Here is an 18574-nt window from a genome sequence, read left to right on the forward strand (position 1 = left end):
ATGGAACGTCGTCAGGTTGTCGTGATTGGCGCAGGGCCGTCCGGCGCCATCGCTTCGGCCTTGCTCAAACACAAGGGCCACGATGTGTTGATCATCGAGCGCCAACACTTCCCGCGCTTTTCCATTGGTGAAAGTCTGCTGTCGCACTGCATCGACTTCATCGAAGAAGCGGGCATGCTGGAAGCGGTACAAGCGGCCGGTTTCCAGCTCAAAAACGGCGCCGCCTTCGCCTGGGGCGAGCAATACAGCGCCTTCGATTTTGGTGACACGTTCAGCAACGGCAAACCCACCACCTTTCAGGTGCAACGCGCCGATTTCGACAAGCTGCTGGCCGATCAGGCCGCCTTGCAAGGTGTTGAAATCCGCTACGGCCAGACCGTGATCGCCACCGATGTTGAACGGGACAGACCGTTGCTGGACATTGAACGCGAAGACGGCAGCCGCTATCAGCTCGAAACCGACTTTATCCTCGACGCCAGCGGCTATGGCCGCGTGCTCCCGCGCTTGCTCGATCTTGAAGCGCCGTCGAATTTCCCGGTGCGCCAGGCCGTATTTACCCACGTTGAAGACCGCATTGATTGCGACGGTTTTGATCGCAACAAAATCCTCGTGACCACCCATCCGACCCAGCGCGATATCTGGTTCTGGAGCATTCCGTTCAGCAATGGCCGCTGCTCGGTGGGCGTGGTCGCGGCAGCTGAACATTTTGCCGGGCGCAGCGAAAACCTCGACGAGTGCCTGCGCAGCTTCATCGACGAGACCCCTAGCCTGCAACGCGTGCTGGCCAATGCTGTGTGGGACACTGCGGCGCGTACCATCGGCGGCTACTCGGCCAACGTCAAAACCCTGCACGGCCCTGGCTTTGCGCTACTGGGCAATGCCGCCGAGTTCCTCGATCCGGTGTTCTCTTCGGGCGTGACCATTGCCATGCGCTCGGCCAGCATGGCCGCTGGCGTACTGCACCGTCAGTTGCAAGGCGAGGCCGTGGACTGGCAAGCCGAGTTTGCCGAACCGCTCAAGCGCGGGGTCGACACCTTCCGCTGCTACGTCGAAGGCTGGTACGCCGGCACCTTCCAGGACGTGATCTTCCACCCTGACAGCTCGCCACAGATCCGCCGTATGATCAGTTCGATCCTGGCGGGCTATGCCTGGGATGAAAACAACCCGTTTGTCAGCGAACCCAAGCGCCGTTTGCGCATGCTGTCGGACATTTGCGCTACGGAGTCGCCATGAAACCTCTGAGCGATACCTACGTTGAAGAAACCCGTCTGGGCTTCTGGTTTTTGCGCAGCCACACCTGGCAGCACCATGTGCTGCGGGTGGCCATCAATGACCTGCGCAGCCTGTTCAGTGAAGAGCTGCCAAGCGCGCCGGTGATTCTCGATGCCGGCTGCGGCCAGGGAAAATCGTTCCAGTATCTGCATAAAACCTTCACCCCCACGCGTCTGGTTGGCCTGGATGCCGATCCGCTGAGCCTGCAATTGAGCGCAGAAGAAGCCCGGCGTCAGGGTATCGACATCGAACTGATCGGCAGCGACTGCGCCGAACTTGACGTGCCGGATGCCAGTGTCGACATCCTGTTCTGCCACCAGACCTTCCACCATCTGGTGCAGCAGGACCGGGCACTGGCCGAGTTTTACCGGGTGCTCAAACCGGGGGGGTACTTGCTGTTTGCCGAGTCCACCGAAGCCTACATCGACACCTGGGTGATCCGCTGGTTGTTCCGCCACCCCATGCATGTGCAGAAAAGCGCGGAGCAATACCTGGACATGATCCGTGATCAGGGTTTTGAATTCGGTCCGCAAAACGTCTCATACCCCTACCTGTGGTGGAGCCGCTCCAAGGATTTCGGCCTGCTGGAGCGCTTGGGCGTGCTCAAGCCAAAACCGGTAGGGCAACGGGAGGAAACCCTGGTCAACGTGGTGGCGCGCAAGCCCCAATCCCCTGTGGGAGCGGATTTACTCGCGACAGGATCGCTGCGGTGAATCCGTTGAACCGAGTTGCCTGCATCGCGAGCAAGCCCGCTCCCACACGGATAATGTTTGTGTGGTTGTTGATGTGCATGCTGCTCAGTAGCTGCACCAGCTTGCCGCTGCCCAGGCACACCCCAACCCTGGCCTTGCCCATGCAGTTGCATATCCAGCGTGAACACGCCGATGAGCGTCAGGACTGGTTACTGGTGATTCAGCAGGAAAATGCCGGGCTGCGCTGGTCGTTGATGGACCCGCTGGGCATTCCTCTGGCACGTCAATTGTTGCAGGACGGCACCTGGCACGCCGATGGTCTGTTGCCGCCCAATCCCGAAGCCCGCGAGCTGTTCGCGGCGTTATTGTTTGCACTGACACCTGCGGCTGAATTGTCGGTTAATTATCCACAGGCAACCGCTGAACCTGATCGGCGCTTCATGGAACAGCGCTGGCAAGTGCAGTACCTGCAACCCCGGGTCTTTCGTATCGATATGAAGGGCGATCTGCACTACCGGATCAGCCCGCTGGAGGCCGCCCCATGACTGCTTACCTCAATGCCCTGGGCGTGGTCTGTTCGCTGGGTCGCGGCACCGATGAAGTCGCGCGCAAGCTGTTTGCCGGTGACTGCTCCGGCATGCAGCGTCAAAGCGGCTGGGTGCCCGAGCGCTCAATCACCCTCGGCGCGGTCAGTGGCGAGCTGCCTGCAATTGCGGCTGAACTCAGCCCGCAATGCAGTCGCAACAATCAGTTGCTGCTCGACGCTGCGTTGCAGATCAAAGACGACATCGAACAGGCGATCCAGACGTTCGGCCGCGAGCGCATTGCCGTTGTGCTGGGCACCAGCACCTCGGGCATCGATGAAGCCAGCCGTGGCATTGCCCACTACTTGCAACATCAACAGTTCCCCGGCGATTACGACTATCAGCAGCAAGAGCTGAGCGCACCGGCCACGTTTCTGGCCGACTGGCTGAACATCAACGGGCCGACCTATGTGATTTCTACCGCCTGCACCTCCAGCGCCCGCGCCCTGATGAGTGCCCAGCGACTGCTGGACATGAACCTGTGCGACGTGGTGCTGTGCGGCGGTGTCGACACGCTGTGCAAACTCACGCTCAACGGCTTTTCATCGCTGGAAGCCGTGTCGGATGAACGCTGCAACCCCTTTTCGGTGAACCGCCACGGCATCAATATCGGGGAGGCGGCGGTGCTGTTTGTGATGAGCAAGCAACCCGCGGGCACTCACTCCATCGCCCTGCTCGGCGCGGGCGCCAGCAGTGATGCGCATCATATTTCCGCCCCTGAACCCTCCGGGCGCGGCGCAGCTCAAGCCATGCACAAGGCCCTGGGTCGTGCGGGTCTGCAGCCCGCGCACATCGGCTATCTGAACCTGCATGGCACCGCCACCCTGCACAACGACGCGATGGAAAGCCACGCCGTGACACAGGTCTTCCCCCAAGGCGTGCCGTGCTCTTCGACCAAACCCATGACCGGCCACACCCTGGGTGCGGCAGGGGCACTGGAGGCCGCCTTTTGCTGGCTGAGCCTGACCCACGGCGATGCCCTGCCCCCGCACGTCTGGGACGGTCAACCCGACCCGGTGCTGCCTGCGCTGAACTGGGTAACGCCCGGCCAGACCCTGGCACCGGCGCCACAACGCTGCCTGATGAGCAACTCGTTTGCCTTCGGCGGCAATAACGTCAGCCTTATTATCGGAGACGCCCCATGATTGATTGGCCGCTCGCCGAACTGCTGCCCCACGCTGGCGACATGATCCTCATCGATCAGGTGCTGGCGTTTGATGAAGAGCAGATTCAAACCTGTCTCACCGTGAACGCAGGCGGTTTGTTCAACCGCGAAGACGGCAGCCTGCCCGCGTGGGTGGGCGTTGAGCTGATGGCGCAAAGCGTCGCTGCCTACGCCGGTTGCCACGCCCGCCTGCAAGGCCGTCCCGTGGCGCTGGGCTTTTTGCTCGGCACCCGCAAATTTGAATGCAACGTCGAACACTTTCCCCTCGGTGCCCAACTGCACATCCACGCGCTGCGCTCGCTGGAAGACGACAACGGCATGGGCGTGTTCGAGTGTCACCTCACCGGCCCCGGCATCCGTGCCAGCGCCCGCCTGAACGTATTCCGTCCGCCCCAGGCTGAAAACTACCTTGCTCAAGCATCCCAGGAGACCCGCCATGACTGACTCCATTTTGGTCACAGGCTCCAGCCGTGGCATCGGCCGCGCCATTGCCCTGCGTCTGGCCCAAGCCGGTTTTGACCTGGTGCTGCATTGCCGCAGTGGCCGCAGTGAAGCCGACGCCGTCATGGCTGAAGTCCAGGCATTGGGCCGCAGCGCACGGGTGCTGCAATTCGACGTGTCGGATCGCGCCCAATGCAAAGCCATGCTCGAAGCCGATGTTGAAACCCACGGTGCCTATTACGGCGTCGTGCTCAACGCCGGGCTGACCCGCGACGGGGCGTTCCCGGCCCTGAGCGAAGACGATTGGGACGTCGTGATGCGCACCAACCTCGACGGTTTCTACAACGTGCTGCACCCGGTCATGATGCCCATGATCCGTCGCCGTGCTGCCGGACGCATCGTCTGCATCACTTCGGTATCGGGCCTGATCGGCAATCGCGGCCAGGTCAACTACAGCGCCTCCAAGGCGGGTTTGATCGGCGCCGCCAAGGCCCTGGCCATCGAACTGGGCAAACGCAAAATCACCGTCAACTGCGTTGCGCCGGGGTTGATCAACACCGCCATGCTCGACGAAAACGTACCGGTAGAAGACCTGATGAAAATGATCCCCGCCCAACGCATGGGCACCCCGGAAGAAGTCGCCGGGGCGGTTAACTTTTTGATGTCGGCCGAAGCGGGTTACATCACCCGTCAGGTGCTGGCCGTCAATGGAGGCCTGTGCTGATGAAGCGCGTTGTCGTCACCGGCATGGCCGGTATCACCTCCCTGGGCAGTGACTGGGCCAGCATCGAAGCCAACTGTGTGGCCGGGCGCAGTGGCATTCGGCGCATGGACGAGTGGGACCGTTTCACCGAACTCAACACGCGGCTGGCCGGGCCGATTGATGACTTTGCGGTGCCCGCGCACTGGACCCGCAAACAATTGCGCAGCATGGGCCGCGTCTCGCGCCTGGCCGTTGGCGCAGCGGAGATGGCGTTGCAGGATGCCGGCTTGCTGGGCAACCCGATCATTCGTGACGGGCGCATGGGCGTGGCCTGCGGCTCGTCCACCGGCAGCACCGATGAGATCAAGGCATTCGGCAATATGCTGCTCAACTCCGTGGCGGACGGCCTCAATGCCAACAGCTACGTGCGCATGATGCCGCACACCACGGCGGCCAATATCAGCATCTTCTTTGGCCTGACCGGGCGCCTGATCCCCACTTCCAGCGCGTGCACCAGCGGCAGCCAGGGCATCGGTTACGCCTACGAGGCCATCAAGTTCGGTCGCCTGCCCCTGATGCTCGCCGGCGGTGCAGAAGAACTGTGCCCCACCGAAGCCATGGTATTTGACGCCCTCTACGCCACCAGCCTGAAAAACGACGCGCCGCACACCAGCCCGCGTCCCTATGACAAGGGCCGTGACGGCCTGGTCATCGGCGAAGGCGGCGGCATGCTGGTGCTTGAAGAGCTGGAACACGCACTGGCCCGTGGCGCGCATATCCATGCTGAAATCGTCGGATTTGGCAGCAACGCCGACGGCCAGCACACCACCCGCCCGGAAGTCAGCACCATGCGCCGGGCGATGGAGCTGGCACTGGAAGACGCGGGCATTGGCGCGCAGGCCATCGGCTACGTAAACGGCCACGGCACCGCCACCGAGCAAGGCGATATTGCCGAGACCCTGGCCACCCGCGAGCTGTTCGGCACACACATGCCCATCAGCTCCCAGAAAAGCTATCTGGGCCACACCCTGGGCGCCTGTGGCGCGCTGGAATCGTGGTTCAGCATCGAAATGATGAACAGCGACCGCTACCTGCCCACGCTCAACCTGGATGAAGTCGATCCCCGTTGCGGCGAACTGGACTACCTGCGCGACGAATTGCGCGTCATGCACAACGATTACGTGATGAACAACAACTTTGCCTTTGGCGGGGTCAACACCTCGTTGATCTTCCGTCGCTGGGTTTAACACCTCTGGAGCCAATGGAATGCCTTACTTGCTGCGTATTACCCTGATAGCCCTTGCCCTGCTGGGCACCGTGTCCTGCACCAGCAAACCCATTCAGAACCCGGACCGCACCTTGCATGCCTCGATCCACAGCGACCGTGCGCAAATGCAGCAAGCCATCGTCAAAGCCCTGGTCGGGCGTGGCTGGACGTTGCAAAAAATCACCCCCCAGCAGGTGCAGGCGCAGATCACCGTGCGCGAGCAATACCACGCTGAAATCGACATTCCGTACAGCGCCGACCATTACCGTATCCAGTACCGCGACAGCAGCGGCCTGGACTACAAGGACGGCAAGATCCACAAGAACTACATCCGCTGGGTGCGCCTGCTGGACCGCGATATCGTGCGCGACCTCAAGGACAACCAGAATGAACGCACGGCCAAACAGCTGTCTGAAGCGGCGCTGGTAAAACCGTTGTAAGCCTCAGAAATGACAAAGGCGCCTCTCGGCGCCTTGTTTACAAACAAACTGGTTTGTCATCGCACTGCATCTGTCCGGCTCTGGGATGGCTGGTTATCCAGGGTCTTCAGAGTCTCACGTGCCTCGGCAACCCTGACCATGGCTTTGGTAATGAAGGCAGGATCATCACCCGCTTCATCCCTGCAGGCTTCAAGATAGTGCCCAATATCTTCTTCCGTTTTAAGGAATTCGGTACTGTCCCAACGAGTGAAATGCTCAGTCACAAGTCTTTCTCCTTCCAGGTTTTGGCAATCAACCGCGCTTGTTTGATATCACGGGTTTGACTGCTTTTATCCCCAGCACACAATAAAACGATCCATTGATGGCCATGCTGCATGAAGTACAGCCTGTAACCGGGGCCGTAATCGATTCGAACTTCATTCAGCCCTGCCCTGATCGACTTGGTATCACCAAAATGACCTTCTGCCATCCGATCAATTCTGACCAAAATACGCGCACGAGCTCGACTGTCAGGCAAGCCTGAAAGCCAACGCGAAAATGTTGAACTGCGAGTGATTTCAATCATCCGCAAAAGGTAAGCCCAAGGCTACACCCGCAGAATCAGGCGATTACACTCCCTTTCGTCAGAAAATCCAGTTTGTTTAATAAGCCATTAGTGACCTTGCGCGAGAGCGACCCCTCGGTTTATCTGGCAAATCGCGGGCGCCGGTTTTGCGACCGCTTCGCGATCGGACGCAGCCTCGTTCTACTCGTCAGCGGCTACAACGCGGGGTTGGCGACAAAATCTGTAGCCGCTGACGAGCTGTGCGAGGCTGCGCAGCAGTCGTAAAGTCAGCGCCCACAAAAAACCTGGCAGCCCTAAACCCTGGCCACCGTTTTACGGGTCAGTAAATCCGCGAACGCATTCGCCATCGGTGAGTTGCTGCCCTTGCGCTGCACCAGCCACACCGCCGTATTGGCATCAGGATCAAGCAGCGGCCGATAGACCACGCCCTTGATGCGCATATGCTGGAACGACGCCGGCAACACCGACACCCCCAGCCCCGCCGACACCAGCCCGATGATGGTCATGGCTTCACCCGCTTCCTGTGAAAAGTGCGGGCTGAAACCCGCCTGGCGCGCCAGGCTCAATAACTGCGCATACAAACCGCTGCCATAACTGCGCGGGAAGAACACAAAAGGCTCATCCGCCAACGCCGCCAACTGCAAGCCATGGTCACTGCCTTCAGCCAAGGGGTGATCGGCACGGATCACCGCCACCAGCGGCTCACGAAACAACTCCACGGCACTTAACGACTCAGGCAACGCCAGCGGACGCATGATGCCGACTTCAATGGTCTCATCCACCAACCCCTCAGCCACCTCGCGGCTGCTCATTTCCTTGAGGTTCAGGTGCACCGCCGGGAACGCCTGGCGGAACGCAAAAATGGCCTGGGGAATGCTGGAATTGAACGGTGCCGAGGAGGTAAAGCCAATCTTCAATTCGCCCAGTTCACCCAGCTGCGCGCGACGGGCCACATCGGCCGCCTTGTCGACCTGGGCCAGCACCAGTCGCGCCTCTTCCAGAAACAATCGCCCGGCTTCACTGAGCTCAACCCGACGGTTGGTGCGATCAAACAAACGCGCCCCCAGTTCCTGCTCCAGCGCCTGTATTTGCTGGCTCAGGGGCGGTTGCGAGATACCCAGCAACTGCGCCGCCCGGCCGAAGTGCAGCTCTTCGGCGACGGCGATGAAGTAGCGCAAATGGCGCAATTCCATACAAGCTCCATTGAGTCGTTAAACCTATCAAACAGGTCGAACAATATATTGGAAAGAATCGTTAGCTGCCTATATTCTTTCGTCATTGCCGCTCGGCTTTACCGCAATTTGAGGTCCCCGTGAAAACTGCTGCTGCACCGCTCGCCCACGAAATCCCGCCGTCTGCGCTGGATGATGTTGTCTCCCAACTCAATGATGTGTTTATCGAGAAAGGCACGCCGATGTTTATGCGTACGGTGCTGGCGCTGTTCTCGGGGGGCTTTGCGACTTTTGCGCTGCTGTATTGCGTGCAACCGATGATGCCGGTGCTGTCCCATGAATACGGGATCAATGCGGCACAAAGCAGTCTGATCCTGTCGGTCGCCACGGCGATGCTGGCCATTGGTCTGCTGATTACCGGGCCTATTTCCGACGCCTTTGGGCGCAAACCGGTGATGGTATTTGCACTGTTTTCTGCCGCAGCCTTTACATTGCTCAGCGCCATGATGCCGACCTGGGAAGGCGTGCTGATCACCCGGGCGCTGGTGGGTTTGTCGCTCAGCGGTCTGGCAGCCGTGGCGATGACTTACTTGAGTGAAGAAATTCACCCCCAGCACATCGGTTTGGCCATGGGTTTGTACATTGGCGGTAACGCCATTGGCGGGATGAGCGGGCGGTTGATCAGTGGCGTGTTGATCGACTTTGTGAGCTGGCACACCGCGATGCTGGTCATCGGCGGCCTGGCCCTGGCCGCCGCGATGATCTTTGTGAAGATCCTGCCCGAGTCGCGCAACTTCCGCCCCCGTGCCATGAACCCGCGCAGCCTGCTGGACGGGTTCACCATGCACTTTCGCGATGCGGGCCTGCCGTGGCTGTTTCTCGAAGCCTTCTTGCTGATGGGCAGCTTTGTGACGTTGTTCAACTACATCGGCTATCGCCTGCTGGCTGACCCTTACAACATGAATCAGGCGCTGGTGGGTTTGCTGTCCATCGTCTATCTGTCGGGCATCTACAGCTCGGCGCAAATTGGCGCGCTGGCCGACAAGCTGGGCCGCCGCCGTGTGCTCTGGGCCGTGATTGTGCTGATGCTGGCCGGGATCGCACTGACCCTGCTCGAACCCATCGCGTTTGTGATTATCGGCATGCTGATGTTCACGTTCGGCTTTTTCGGTGCGCATTCGGTGGCCAGCAGCTGGATCGGCCGCCGGGCCATCAAAGCCAAGGGGCAGGCATCGTCGCTGTACCTGTTCAGCTACTACGCCGGGTCGAGCGTCGCCGGGACCCTGGGTGGCGTGTTCTGGCATCTCGCAGGCTGGAACGGTATTGGCGCGTTTATCGTCGGCATGTTGCTGATTGCGCTGCTGGTGTCGCTGCATCTGGCCCGATTGCCGGTGCTGCCGGGCAATACCCGCCTCCTGTAGCGTCAGTTGTTGATCTGCAGCCGGGCCTGGAGGCTGCTGTCGCGCTTCTCCAGGCTCAGACTTTCGAAGCGGGCGCCCTGTTGTTCGATGCGGTTGAGCCAGACCAGCACCGCAACCGCATCCCCGCTCAGGGTGATACGTACAACACCGGCGTCCAGCTCGAACTGCTCGACATTCAACCCCGAACTCGCAGCACTTTCGCTCAAGCGAGCGGCCAACGGCTGACCAGAATCCTCGGTGGCTGACGCTGGCCTGGCCCGCTGGACTTCATCCGCGAGTGCCACGTTCTTAAGGTACAGCCCTTGAGCCGCCACCAACCTCTGCTGGGCCGGCAACCAAAGCCCATAGGCACAGAATACAACCAGCAAAAACACCGCCAGCCCGCCACACAGTTGACGATCTCGACGCGACAAGTGCTGCCAGCGCTCACGCAGATGGGGTTTCATATAACGTCCTTCAGGGTGAGTAATGCCTGCACCCGGCTGCCCTGCTGGCTGGCAGTGCCCAAGATGACGGGCAGTGCGTTCTGCACACCCCGCGTACGCAGGTATTCAAGCTCGGCGAAGCTGGCGGCGGTGATAGTGAGTACCCAGCCGACATCCGTGCGCCATTCCATCTGTTGCACTTCAACACTGCTGGCACCTATCACCTGTTCAGTCAGTTGCACCAGCCGCGCCATATGACCACTGTGCGGGGCAGCCGCTTGTTGTTGCAGTGCCCTGAGTTGCGCGGTCAGGTCAACAATACGGGTTTGTTCGGGGTAGAGGGTCTTGAAGCGCTGTTCGCTGAGGGCCTGCAAGCGCGCCGCTTCACCTTCCAGAAAACTGCTTCGCAAATGGGTGAAGCCCAATGCCAGGGCAAATATGATCAAAAACCCGGCACCGACTCGCCGCCACGCTAGCCCCTTCATCTGACGACGAAGCTCGCCTTGCAACAGGTCGATAGCGCCTTCGGGGGGAGCGTTGCAATCGATGTCCCGCTTGATCAGTTGCGTGGGCAAAGCGCTTTTTACAGCCGCCAGCGCCTGCTCTGTCAACGCCAGCCTGGCCTCCAACGCCCCCCCAATAATCCAGCGCCCATCCCACCAGGCCATGCAGGTCTGATCGTGGGGTAACACGTCGGCGTCCGCCTGCACGCTGACGATGTTCAACCCACGCTCATGCAGGTGTGCCAATAACCCTTGCAAGCGTTGTTTATGGGTAATCAGCAATGGATAGCGCTGCTGGGCATCCGCCGGGCCGACGGCGATGTGCAGCTCATCAAGGTCCCCCGCCAGTTGATCTTCCACGGCGAAGGCCAGTGCTTGCACGCTGGGCCGACGCCTGCCGGGCCAAGGTTCCGTCAATAGCCAGGTGCACATCTCCATCGGCAGGATCAATCTCACCTCATGGTCTTTCAGTCCGGCCGCAGCCGCGCTCAGTGAGGTGTTTTCAAGGGGGGCGCCGTCGCGCCAGACGATTACGCGGGCGTGCTCGAAGTCTGGATCAGCACTGTGGGCAAAGCCTTCGACCGTGAGATAAAGCCAACTGTTCATCAAGAGGATTCGCTGTGTTGGGGCGCTAAAAAGCGCCGCTGCAGGAGGTGCCACTTCCCGGTTTCAAGATTTCGCGCTATATCGCTTTCAAGGCGCAAACGGCTTTGCCCCAGTCGCACCTCGGTGCTGATCCGAAACCAGCGGCTGCCAATCCCCAGGCCTTGGCTTTGGACCCCAAGCCCGATCAGCGCGGGTACAAAGGTAAAGTCCTGCACGCTGGCGTAGCCTTGCAACGGACGCTCGGCCACAAGCCTGCGCGCCATGTCTGGCGTCACGCCCTCAAGGGTCGCCAGCAGGGTGGCAGACGCGGTGTTGATGTTCAGCAGCCCGCCGCTGCCCAACAACGCGAGCCAGGGTTGCATGCGCGTCAACCACCGGGCGTCGACGCCGGGTACCTGACGCAATTGGCTGATATCGCTCAGGCTCAGCCCCTGGAGGGTACTGGCGGGTACGGGGGTGACTTCAAGCAGGGTTTGCAGGCGCAACCAGCGTTGGGCGATCACTTCATCGACGGGCGCTTTGCCGAGCAAGGCGGTCATGTCAAAGCGCCCGGCCAGGTCTTCGATCTGCACCTCAATCCGGGCATTTTCGCTGTCCAGTGCCGGTGTCCCCGTGGCCCAGCCTTGCCCCGCGGCCACGACTGCTTTTGGATCGACCAGCATATCGCGCAAGCGCTGACGCCCCCAGGATTCTCCGGCAATGCTCAACTGGCGCAATTGCAGTTGGTGCATTTGTTGAGCGCTGCCGTGCAAGGCCAGTCGATGGCTGCGCAGCATGCCCGCGGTGATCAACAGCGCCAGGCTCATGACCAGCAAAACGGTGAGCAACGCGATACCTTGCTGGGCCTTGCGCATTACTCCCCCTCCGGCAGTAACAGCACGCGACGAACCCGCTCAAATCGCCCGACCGAAAACTGGACTTCCAGGGCTTTGGGCGCTGTCTTGGGGGCCGCCTTGCCGGTGGGCCAATCGCTGCGCCAACCGGTGTGTTCGTCGTATAAGCGCCAGCTCATGTCACGCACATCGCCAAGCAGTTTTTGTTTTTGCAGCACGGGCAAATCCACACCTTGGCTGTAGCGCCAGAGCACACCGTTTTCGAATTGATAGCTGATGTCTTGAAGCTCGCTGCGCGGCTGGCCCAGCGGGTTGCGCCAATTGCCTCGGCGCAGGGTGAGTTCATTGGGCAACACCCTGAAGCCCGGCTGCCTGGCCGAGGTCTGGACCTGCAACACATCGCGCTCGATCATCGCAACGGCACGCTGCAAGCTGCAAGCTGCGCAGGGATTGTTCGTGAGCACTGCTGCTGCGCTCGGCGCGCACGATGGCGTCAAACAAGCGCCAGCAGCCTATGCCCAGCAACGCAAAAATCGCGATGGCGATCACCAGTTCGAGCAACGTAAAACCCGCCTGTGGCTTAGTCATGTGTGGCGCCGATCCAGTGGGTCACCGATTGCACAGTCTGTTCGCTGCCCGCCGGGCTGACGCTGAGCTCAACCCGCAGCAAACCCGTGCCAGGCTCGGACACGATGCGTTGACTCACGCGCCAGTCGCGTTGTGCATAGCTCAAGTGAAGGGTTTTTTGCCCCGGCGCCGGTGGCGGGGTTTGCAGCTGCAATTCGCTGAGGTGGTTGTCGGCCAGCCAGGCGCCAAACAGCCGGGCCTCAACCCGCGCACTTTGCCCCAGCACATACTGGCTGGCAGACATGAGCGCCGCCGCCAGCGTGGCGAACACGGCGAGTGCAATCATGATTTCCAGCAAGGTGAAGCCTTTTTCAGCGTTCATGTCGGGACTCGGGTACGTCAATCACGGCATCAGCCAGGCCGTCGCTAACGATACTGCGCCAGCGCTGCGGCGGGCTGTCGAGGTGCAGTTCAAATGCCGTGTTTTCATCGCTGCTCAACCACAACAACTGCGGCGTGACCGAACCCGCTATCAGTGGCTGATCCTGACCATCCAGCGTCAGCGCCAGTACCAGCCCCACAGGCAGTGACACCCATGGTTCGACTGCCTGCCACTGCTCACCTTCAAAGCGCATCAGTTGGTAGGCCCCGGGTTCCAGCCGCAGGCCATATTCATGCCCCTCAAGCACGGCCTTTTCGCGCAAGCCGTGGATCAGGCCAAGCAAGACGTCTGCTTCCTGACGCGCGTTGCGGCTGTTGTTGTCGCCAAGGCTGATATGCACCATCGAAACGAGCACGCCGATCAACACCATGACCACCATCAGCTCGATCAGGGTGAAACCGGCCGCCGCTCGACGCATGCCTCAGTTGCCCCAGTTGCCGATATCGGCGCCATACCCTTCACCGCCAGGCACCCCGTCGGAGCCAAAGGAAAACAGGTCATAACCCGCCGAGCGAGTGCCCGGATTCAGGTATTGATAAGGCGTGCCCCAAGGGTCCAGCGGCATGCTTTTCAGATACCCCTGGGGGTTCCAGTTTTTCGCCACCGGGCTGCCAGAGGGCTGTTTGGTCAGAGCTTCCAGGCCCTGCTGGGTGGAGGGGTAGTTGAAGGTATCAAGACGGTACATTTCCAGGGCGGTGGCGATCGCCTGAATATCGGTGCGCGCAGCGGTCACTTTGGCCTGGTCCGGACGGCTCATGAATTGCGGAACCACGATGGCGCCGAGTACGCCGATAATCACCACGACCACCATGATTTCAATCAGGGTGAAGCCGCGTTGAGAGGATTTTTCAGGGAGTGTCATCAGTCAATTCACCAGTTGATTAAGACTAAGAATGGGCAACAGGATGGCCATGACGATCAGTAAAACCACGCCGCCCATCAGCACCAACATGATCGGTTCAAACAAGCTCACCACCAGCGCGATGCGCGCCGCGAGGTTTTTTTCCTGTTGCTCGGCGGCGCGCGCCAGCATGCTGTCCAGCTCACCGGCGCGTTCGCCGCTGGCGATCAGGTGCAGCATCATCGGGGGGATATCGCCACTGCGCTCCAGCCCTCGGGCCAGGGTGCCGCCTTCACGTACGGAACGGGCGACATCCAGCATGCGTTGGCGAATGGCCAGGTTGGCAATCACCGTGGCCGAGATTTCCAGGGCATCCACCAACGGCACGGCGCTCTTGCCCAAAATCGCCAGGGTGCTGGCAAAGCGTGCGGCTTCCATCGCACGCAGCACCGGGCCCACCAGCGGCAGGTTGAGTTGCAGTACATGCCAGCGCAGCTTCAGCCGGGGTTGACGCAAGGCCCAGCGAGCAGCGCCTGTACCCGCCATCAGGAGCATCAGCAGAAGCCAGCCGTAGCGGCGCAAACCGTTGCTCATGGCGATCATGGCCTGGGTCAACGGGGGCAGAGGCTGGCCGCTGTTGATAAATATTTTGACCACGTCGGGCACCACGTAACCGAGCAAAAAGCCGACGATGGCCACCGAGGCGAACATCAGGATCATTGGATAGACCAATGCCAGCTGAATTTTCTGGCGCGAGGCCTGGCGGGCTTCGGTGTAGTCGGCCAGTTGCTCCAGCACATGGCCCAGATGGCCGCTGCGCTCACCGGCGGCCACCGTTGCCCGAAACAGCTCCGGGAATGCACGCGGGAACGCCGATAGCGCTGTGGCCAGTGCATGACCTTCCGTGACACGGTTGCGCACGGCGGCCAAGACGTTGCTCACCGCCGTTTTTTCACTTTGCGCGGTCACCGCGGACAAGGCTTCTTCCAGTGGCAGACCGGCATGAATCAGGGTCGCCAGCTGGCGTGTGAGCAAGGCCAGGTCAGTGACCCCAAGCCGCGTACCCGCCTGCCCATGCCGACCGCCAGGGCGGCTTTTTTTAGCCCCGCTCAAACGGGTGATGCGCAAGCCCCGCTCACGCAGTATCTGGCGTGCATGGCGAGCGCTGTCGGCCTCTTGCTGGCCTCGGCAGGTGCGTCCATTGGCGTCCTGCGCCTGATAGTCAAAGGCTGGCATGCTCAGTCCGCCTGGGTGACGCGCAGCAGTTCATCGAGGCTGGTCAGGCCTTCAAGCACCAATCGCTGACCGTCTTGAAACAGGCTGGGGGAACGTTGGCGCGCCTCCCGTGCCAAGTCCGGTTCGCTGGCACCCTGGTGGATCAAATCGGCCAGGGCCGGGGTGATGCTGACCAGTTCGTAGATGCCGGTGCGCCCACGGTAGCCTTGCTGACAGTGGCTGCAACCCTGGGCGCGATGCAGGGTCGGGGCGGCTTGGGTGTCAAGTCCCAGCCGGGTGCAGGCTGGAGGATCGGCGGGGTACGGGACTTTGCAGTCGGGACACAGGGTGCGCAGCAGGCGCTGGGCCAATACCCCGACCAGGGACGAAGCCAGCAAGTAGGCGTCGACTCCCATGTCCACCAGCCGGGTCACTGCGCCAATGGCGCTGTTGGTGTGCAGGGTCGACAGCACAAGGTGCCCGGTCAACGACGCCTGGACGGCAATTTCTGCGGTTTCGCGGTCGCGGATTTCACCCACCATGACCACATCCGGGTCCTGGCGCAAAATCGCCCGCAAGCCACGGGCGAACGTCATGTCGGCCTTGGTGTTGACCGGCGTTTGGCCGATACCCGGCAGGTGATATTCCACCGGGTCTTCGACCGTCAGAATATTGCGGTTCGGGTGGTTGAGATGGCTGAGTGCGGCATACAGGCTGGTGGTTTTGCCCGAGCCCGTGGGGCCGGTCACCAAAAAGATCCCGTGGGGACGCGCCAGGATCCGCTCAAACCGGTTCAGGGTGGCGGCGGGCATGCCCAGGCATTTGAGATCCAGGCGCCCGGCCTGCTTGTCGAGTAAACGCATCACCACGCGCTCGCCGTGGGCCGAGGGCAAGGTCGAAACCCGCACATCCACTTCATGCCCGGCCAGGCGCAGGCTGATGCGGCCATCCTGGGGCACGCGCTTTTCAGCAATATCCAGCCGGGCCATGACCTTGATCCGTGACACCAGCAAGTTGGCCAGTTCGCGCTTGGGCCTGAGGACTTCGCGCAGTTGACCGTCGATGCGCATGCGCACCGACAGGTAATGCTCGAAGGTTTCAAGGTGTACGTCCGAGGCTTTCTCGCGCATGGCTTCGCGCAACAAGGCGTTGATCAGCCGAATGATCGGGGCATCATTTTCTTGCTCCAGCAGGTCGGCGGTCTGGGGGACTTGTTCGGCCAGGCTCATGAGGTCAAGGTCGTCGTCCAGCCCCTGGGCCACCTGCTCGGCGGCACTGTGGCCGGCGCTGTAGCTCTTGGCCAGGCGCTCGCCGAATTGCGCATCCGCGATCACCTGCACGGTCACTTCGTGGCCTGCCCAGCGCCGCACTTCGGCCAGTGCGCTCAAGGGTGTGTCTGCTCGAACCAACAGGATCGGCGGGATTGAAGAGGCGTCCAGCAGCACCCCGAAACGTCGGGCGAAGCTGAATGGCAAACGTGCGGGGATCAGAGTCATGGGCGCTGGGCTTTGGGCTGACGCAGATCCACCGCCGATGGATCTTGCAGCCTGGCGTCGAACATTTGATTCGCTTTGCTGGGCAACAACCGAGCGTTTTTGTCTTTGCCAGCGGGCTGGCTCAGGTTGCGCAAGGTGTTGTAGCGGGCTTCGCTGATCTCACGCAGGTCCTGTTTGCTGCGCACAATGGTCGGGCGCAAAAACACCATCAGGTTGGTTTTGGTGTGGGTATCCTTGTTCCAGCGAAACAACGCACCCAGATACGGAATGCTGCGCAGCAATGGCACGCCACTCACTTGGGTGCGCACACTGTCTTTGATCAACCCGCCAATCACGATGATTTCGCCGTCTTCAGCCAGGATGGTGCTTTTTAAAGCGCGCTTGTTGGTGATCAAATCGGTCGAGTCGATGCCTTGCAACGAAGGCGCAATCTCGGAGTTTTCCTGTGCGACTTCCAGGCGCAGCGAACTGCCATCGTTGATGTGAGGTTTGATCTTGAGACTAATGCCGATGTCCTGGCGGGTCACGGTGGTAAAGGGGTTGTTGGAATTCTCGCCAGAGCCCGTGTAGGAGCCGGTTTTGAACGGTACGTTTTGCCCCACCAGAATTTCGGCTTCCTGGTTATCCAGCGTCAGCAGGCTGGGCGTGGACAGCACATTGTTGTTGGTATCGCTGGCCAGGGCCGAGATCAGCGCATTGAAACGATCGCCGCCCACTTGCAACACGCCTCCTTCAGGCAGTTTCGCATTGCTCGCGGACAAGGCACCGATCTGAATGTTGGTGCCGGGAAAGCTGATCCCGCCCGTGGCACCACCGGTGTTCACTCCCCATTGCACGCCAAGGGTTTCAACAATATCCCCGGAAATTTCAACAATGGCGGCGTGGATCAACACCTGTGAGCGAGGCTGATCGAGTTGGCGCACGATGCTTTCAAGGGTCCTGACCTGCGCGGGATCAGCCATCAGCACCAAGGCGTTCTGGCTTTGATCGGCCGCCACCATCACCTCGCGAGACGACGCTTTTTGGCTGGCACCGGCCAGGGCGGTCTCTTGCTTCATGCCTTGACCCACGGCCAGCAGTACCTCGGCCAACAGCTTGGCATCACTGTGACGCAGACGAATGACCCGCGAGTTTTCTTGCTGGGCGTTGGCCGGTGTGTCCAGCGAACGGGCCAGCGCGCTTAAACGCTTGCGCATGGCTTCACTGCCCAAAATCACCAGACGATTGGCCGACATGTCTGCAATCACCTGGCTGCTCGCGCCCGTGGCTTTTTTATCCAGTGACTGCTCCATGACCTTGGCGATGTCACTGGCCAGCCCATGTTTAAGCTCGACCACGGAATGGCCATAACGGGTACCGGCATCCAGCTGACGCACGATATCGGTAATACGCCGGGTATTGGCTACGGTGTCGGTGATGACCAGCGCATTGGTCGAGGCCGAAGGCCCCACATAGCCATTGTTCGACACCAGAGGCCGCAACAGGCCTGCCAGGTCGGCGGCAACGCTGGCATTGAGTTCGATCACACGGGTAACAAATGCCTGGGCCGGGGCAGATCGGGTATCCGTATTCCCTGCCTGGGCCTTGGCCTCGGCTACTGGAATGATCAATAAACGATCACCTTGATCGATGACGGAGAACCCCTGCGCATCCAGCACTGCGTAGAACAACCGGCGCACGCCTTCCCGATCCAGTTCCTGCTCGGAGATTACCGTGATCCGCCCCTGCACCCGATGATCGAGCACCACGGTAGTGCCCAGTACCGCAGACATTTCCTGCACCACATCACGCAGCTCGGCATCCTTCATTGCCAACTTCCAGTACTGCCCGGCGGCAGTGGCCGAGGTGTGAAACAGCAGCGCGCAGGACATGACCCCGCATGCCAAAAATTGGCCGATGCTTAACGTATTGAATGGGGTCATGG

At 60.8% G+C, this 18574-nt stretch carries 21 protein-coding genes and 1 pseudogene; 9 read left to right on the forward strand and 13 right to left on the reverse strand.

Features of this window, described 5'->3' with window-relative positions; genetic code table 11:
* The 8 genes from V6P94_RS01235 to V6P94_RS01270 are packed head-to-tail and all read left to right on the forward strand — an operon-like array spanning position 1 to position 6564.
* Positions 1 to 1233, forward strand: a complete 1233-nt coding sequence (locus tag V6P94_RS01235) for an NAD(P)/FAD-dependent oxidoreductase (protein WP_405046733.1) — start codon at positions 1 to 3, stop codon at positions 1231 to 1233.
* Positions 1230 to 1985: a class I SAM-dependent methyltransferase gene (locus V6P94_RS01240; RefSeq protein ID WP_133076725.1), complete on the forward strand. Its 756-nt coding sequence runs from the start codon at positions 1230 to 1232 to the stop codon at positions 1983 to 1985. Before V6P94_RS01235 ends, V6P94_RS01240 begins: the two co-directional genes overlap by 4 nt.
* A gap of 53 nt (positions 1986 to 2038) precedes the next feature.
* Positions 2039 to 2509: a DUF3261 domain-containing protein gene (locus tag V6P94_RS01245; protein ID WP_338649420.1), complete on the forward strand. Its 471-nt coding sequence runs from the start codon at positions 2039 to 2041 to the stop codon at positions 2507 to 2509.
* Positions 2506 to 3693 (forward strand): beta-ketoacyl-[acyl-carrier-protein] synthase family protein, encoded by a 1188-nt coding sequence (locus tag V6P94_RS01250; protein ID WP_338648911.1) that lies wholly within the window; start codon positions 2506 to 2508, stop codon positions 3691 to 3693. The genes V6P94_RS01245 and V6P94_RS01250 overlap by 4 nt, the downstream gene beginning before the upstream one ends.
* Complete coding sequence (locus tag V6P94_RS01255) at positions 3690 to 4157, forward strand: hotdog family protein (RefSeq protein ID WP_338648912.1); 468 nt, start codon at positions 3690 to 3692, stop codon at positions 4155 to 4157. Before V6P94_RS01250 ends, V6P94_RS01255 begins: the two co-directional genes overlap by 4 nt.
* Positions 4150 to 4878 (forward strand): 3-oxoacyl-ACP reductase FabG, encoded by a 729-nt coding sequence (gene fabG / locus V6P94_RS01260; RefSeq protein ID WP_338648913.1) that lies wholly within the window; start codon positions 4150 to 4152, stop codon positions 4876 to 4878. Before V6P94_RS01255 ends, fabG begins: the two co-directional genes overlap by 8 nt.
* On the forward strand, positions 4878 to 6104 hold the full coding sequence (locus tag V6P94_RS01265; protein ID WP_133076729.1) for a beta-ketoacyl-ACP synthase: 1227 nt from the start codon (positions 4878 to 4880) through the stop codon (positions 6102 to 6104). Before fabG ends, V6P94_RS01265 begins: the two co-directional genes overlap by 1 nt.
* 19 nt (positions 6105 to 6123) lie before the next feature.
* Positions 6124 to 6564, forward strand: coding sequence for a hypothetical protein (locus V6P94_RS01270; protein ID WP_338648914.1), 441 nt, complete (start codon positions 6124 to 6126; stop codon positions 6562 to 6564).
* A 56-nt stretch (positions 6565 to 6620) separates the two neighbouring features.
* On the opposite strand, the gene V6P94_RS01275 is transcribed toward V6P94_RS01270, so the two are convergent.
* From V6P94_RS01275 to V6P94_RS01285, 3 genes are all read right to left on the reverse strand, one after another.
* Positions 6621 to 6827, reverse strand: a complete 207-nt coding sequence (locus V6P94_RS01275) for a transcriptional regulator (RefSeq protein WP_338648915.1) — start codon at positions 6825 to 6827, stop codon at positions 6621 to 6623.
* On the reverse strand, positions 6824 to 7129 hold the full coding sequence (locus tag V6P94_RS01280; RefSeq protein WP_133076732.1) for a type II toxin-antitoxin system RelE/ParE family toxin: 306 nt from the start codon (positions 7127 to 7129) through the stop codon (positions 6824 to 6826). The genes V6P94_RS01275 and V6P94_RS01280 overlap by 4 nt, the downstream gene beginning before the upstream one ends.
* 293 nt (positions 7130 to 7422) lie before the next feature.
* A complete protein-coding gene (locus V6P94_RS01285; RefSeq protein WP_133076733.1) occupies positions 7423 to 8322 on the reverse strand; it encodes a LysR family transcriptional regulator in 900 nt (299 codons plus the stop codon).
* Positions 8323 to 8543: 221 nt separating this feature from the next.
* On the opposite strand from V6P94_RS01285, the gene V6P94_RS01290 reads away from it, so the two are divergent.
* A complete protein-coding gene (locus V6P94_RS01290) occupies positions 8544 to 9722 on the forward strand; it encodes an MFS transporter (RefSeq protein WP_405046745.1) in 1179 nt (392 codons plus the stop codon).
* Positions 9723 to 9724: 2 nt separating this feature from the next.
* Here V6P94_RS01290 and gspM read toward each other — a convergent pair whose 3' ends face one another.
* The 10 genes and pseudogenes from gspM to gspD all read right to left on the reverse strand — a co-directional run bounded on the left by gspM (position 9725) and on the right by gspD (position 18572).
* A complete protein-coding gene (gspM, locus tag V6P94_RS01295) occupies positions 9725 to 10168 on the reverse strand; it encodes a type II secretion system protein GspM (protein ID WP_338648916.1) in 444 nt (147 codons plus the stop codon).
* Entirely contained in the window at positions 10165 to 11256 is a 1092-nt protein-coding gene (gene gspL / locus V6P94_RS01300; RefSeq protein WP_338648917.1) for a type II secretion system protein GspL, read from the reverse strand. The genes gspM and gspL overlap by 4 nt, the downstream gene beginning before the upstream one ends.
* Positions 11256 to 12110 carry a type II secretion system protein GspK gene (locus tag V6P94_RS01305; protein ID WP_338648918.1) on the reverse strand — a complete coding sequence of 285 codons (855 nt, stop codon included), beginning with the start codon at positions 12108 to 12110 and terminating at the stop codon, positions 11256 to 11258. Before V6P94_RS01305 ends, gspL begins: the two co-directional genes overlap by 1 nt.
* A pseudogene (gene gspJ / locus V6P94_RS01310) lies at positions 12110 to 12677 on the reverse strand (type II secretion system minor pseudopilin GspJ). Before gspJ ends, V6P94_RS01305 begins: the two are co-directional and overlap by 1 nt.
* Positions 12670 to 13038 (reverse strand): type II secretion system minor pseudopilin GspI, encoded by a 369-nt coding sequence (gene gspI, locus V6P94_RS01315; RefSeq protein WP_338648919.1) that lies wholly within the window; start codon positions 13036 to 13038, stop codon positions 12670 to 12672. Before gspI ends, gspJ begins: the two are co-directional and overlap by 8 nt.
* A complete protein-coding gene (gspH, locus tag V6P94_RS01320; protein WP_338648920.1) occupies positions 13028 to 13516 on the reverse strand; it encodes a type II secretion system minor pseudopilin GspH in 489 nt (162 codons plus the stop codon). Before gspH ends, gspI begins: the two co-directional genes overlap by 11 nt.
* 3 nt (positions 13517 to 13519) lie before the next feature.
* A complete protein-coding gene (gspG, locus tag V6P94_RS01325) occupies positions 13520 to 13960 on the reverse strand; it encodes a type II secretion system major pseudopilin GspG (RefSeq protein ID WP_338648921.1) in 441 nt (146 codons plus the stop codon).
* 3 nt (positions 13961 to 13963) lie between these two features.
* Positions 13964 to 15175 (reverse strand): type II secretion system inner membrane protein GspF, encoded by a 1212-nt coding sequence (gene gspF / locus V6P94_RS01330; protein ID WP_338648922.1) that lies wholly within the window; start codon positions 15173 to 15175, stop codon positions 13964 to 13966.
* Between the two features lie 2 nt (positions 15176 to 15177).
* Positions 15178 to 16650, reverse strand: a complete 1473-nt coding sequence (gspE, locus tag V6P94_RS01335) for a type II secretion system ATPase GspE (RefSeq protein WP_338648923.1) — start codon at positions 16648 to 16650, stop codon at positions 15178 to 15180.
* Positions 16647 to 18572, reverse strand: coding sequence for a type II secretion system secretin GspD (gene gspD, locus V6P94_RS01340; RefSeq protein ID WP_405046734.1), 1926 nt, complete (start codon positions 18570 to 18572; stop codon positions 16647 to 16649). The genes gspE and gspD overlap by 4 nt, the downstream gene beginning before the upstream one ends.
* Positions 18573 to 18574 lie beyond the last annotated feature (2 nt).

It is taken from the genome of Pseudomonas sp. ML2-2023-3 (assembly GCF_037055275.1).
GTDB lineage: Bacteria > Pseudomonadota > Gammaproteobacteria > Pseudomonadales > Pseudomonadaceae > Aquipseudomonas.

Coding starts and splice junctions, on each gene's coding strand:
- V6P94_RS01290 (WP_405046745.1), top strand. CDS start 8,544: ATGTTTATGCGTACGGTGCTGGCGCTGTTCTCGGGGGGCTTTGCGACT.
- gspH (WP_338648920.1), bottom strand. CDS start 13,516: ATGCGTCGAGCGGCGGCCGGTTTCACCCTGATCGAGCTGATGGTGGTC.
- V6P94_RS01305 (WP_338648918.1), bottom strand. CDS start 12,110: ATGCGCAAGGCCCAGCAAGGTATCGCGTTGCTCACCGTTTTGCTGGTC.
- gspG (WP_338648921.1), bottom strand. CDS start 13,960: ATGACACTCCCTGAAAAATCCTCTCAACGCGGCTTCACCCTGATTGAA.
- gspF (WP_338648922.1), bottom strand. CDS start 15,175: ATGCCAGCCTTTGACTATCAGGCGCAGGACGCCAATGGACGCACCTGC.
- gspE (WP_338648923.1), bottom strand. CDS start 16,650: ATGACTCTGATCCCCGCACGTTTGCCATTCAGCTTCGCCCGACGTTTC.
- gspD (WP_405046734.1), bottom strand. CDS start 18,572: ATGACCCCATTCAATACGTTAAGCATCGGCCAATTTTTGGCATGCGGG.
- V6P94_RS01245 (WP_338649420.1), top strand. CDS start 2,039: ATGTTTGTGTGGTTGTTGATGTGCATGCTGCTCAGTAGCTGCACCAGC.
- gspM (WP_338648916.1), bottom strand. CDS start 10,168: ATGAAACCCCATCTGCGTGAGCGCTGGCAGCACTTGTCGCGTCGAGAT.
- fabG (WP_338648913.1), top strand. CDS start 4,150: ATGACTGACTCCATTTTGGTCACAGGCTCCAGCCGTGGCATCGGCCGC.
- V6P94_RS01255 (WP_338648912.1), top strand. CDS start 3,690: ATGATTGATTGGCCGCTCGCCGAACTGCTGCCCCACGCTGGCGACATG.
- V6P94_RS01280 (WP_133076732.1), bottom strand. CDS start 7,129: ATGATTGAAATCACTCGCAGTTCAACATTTTCGCGTTGGCTTTCAGGC.
- V6P94_RS01250 (WP_338648911.1), top strand. CDS start 2,506: ATGACTGCTTACCTCAATGCCCTGGGCGTGGTCTGTTCGCTGGGTCGC.
- gspI (WP_338648919.1), bottom strand. CDS start 13,038: ATGAACGCTGAAAAAGGCTTCACCTTGCTGGAAATCATGATTGCACTC.
- V6P94_RS01240 (WP_133076725.1), top strand. CDS start 1,230: ATGAAACCTCTGAGCGATACCTACGTTGAAGAAACCCGTCTGGGCTTC.
- V6P94_RS01285 (WP_133076733.1), bottom strand. CDS start 8,322: ATGGAATTGCGCCATTTGCGCTACTTCATCGCCGTCGCCGAAGAGCTG.
- V6P94_RS01270 (WP_338648914.1), top strand. CDS start 6,124: ATGCCTTACTTGCTGCGTATTACCCTGATAGCCCTTGCCCTGCTGGGC.
- V6P94_RS01265 (WP_133076729.1), top strand. CDS start 4,878: ATGAAGCGCGTTGTCGTCACCGGCATGGCCGGTATCACCTCCCTGGGC.
- V6P94_RS01235 (WP_405046733.1), top strand. CDS start 1: ATGGAACGTCGTCAGGTTGTCGTGATTGGCGCAGGGCCGTCCGGCGCC.
- gspL (WP_338648917.1), bottom strand. CDS start 11,256: ATGAACAGTTGGCTTTATCTCACGGTCGAAGGCTTTGCCCACAGTGCT.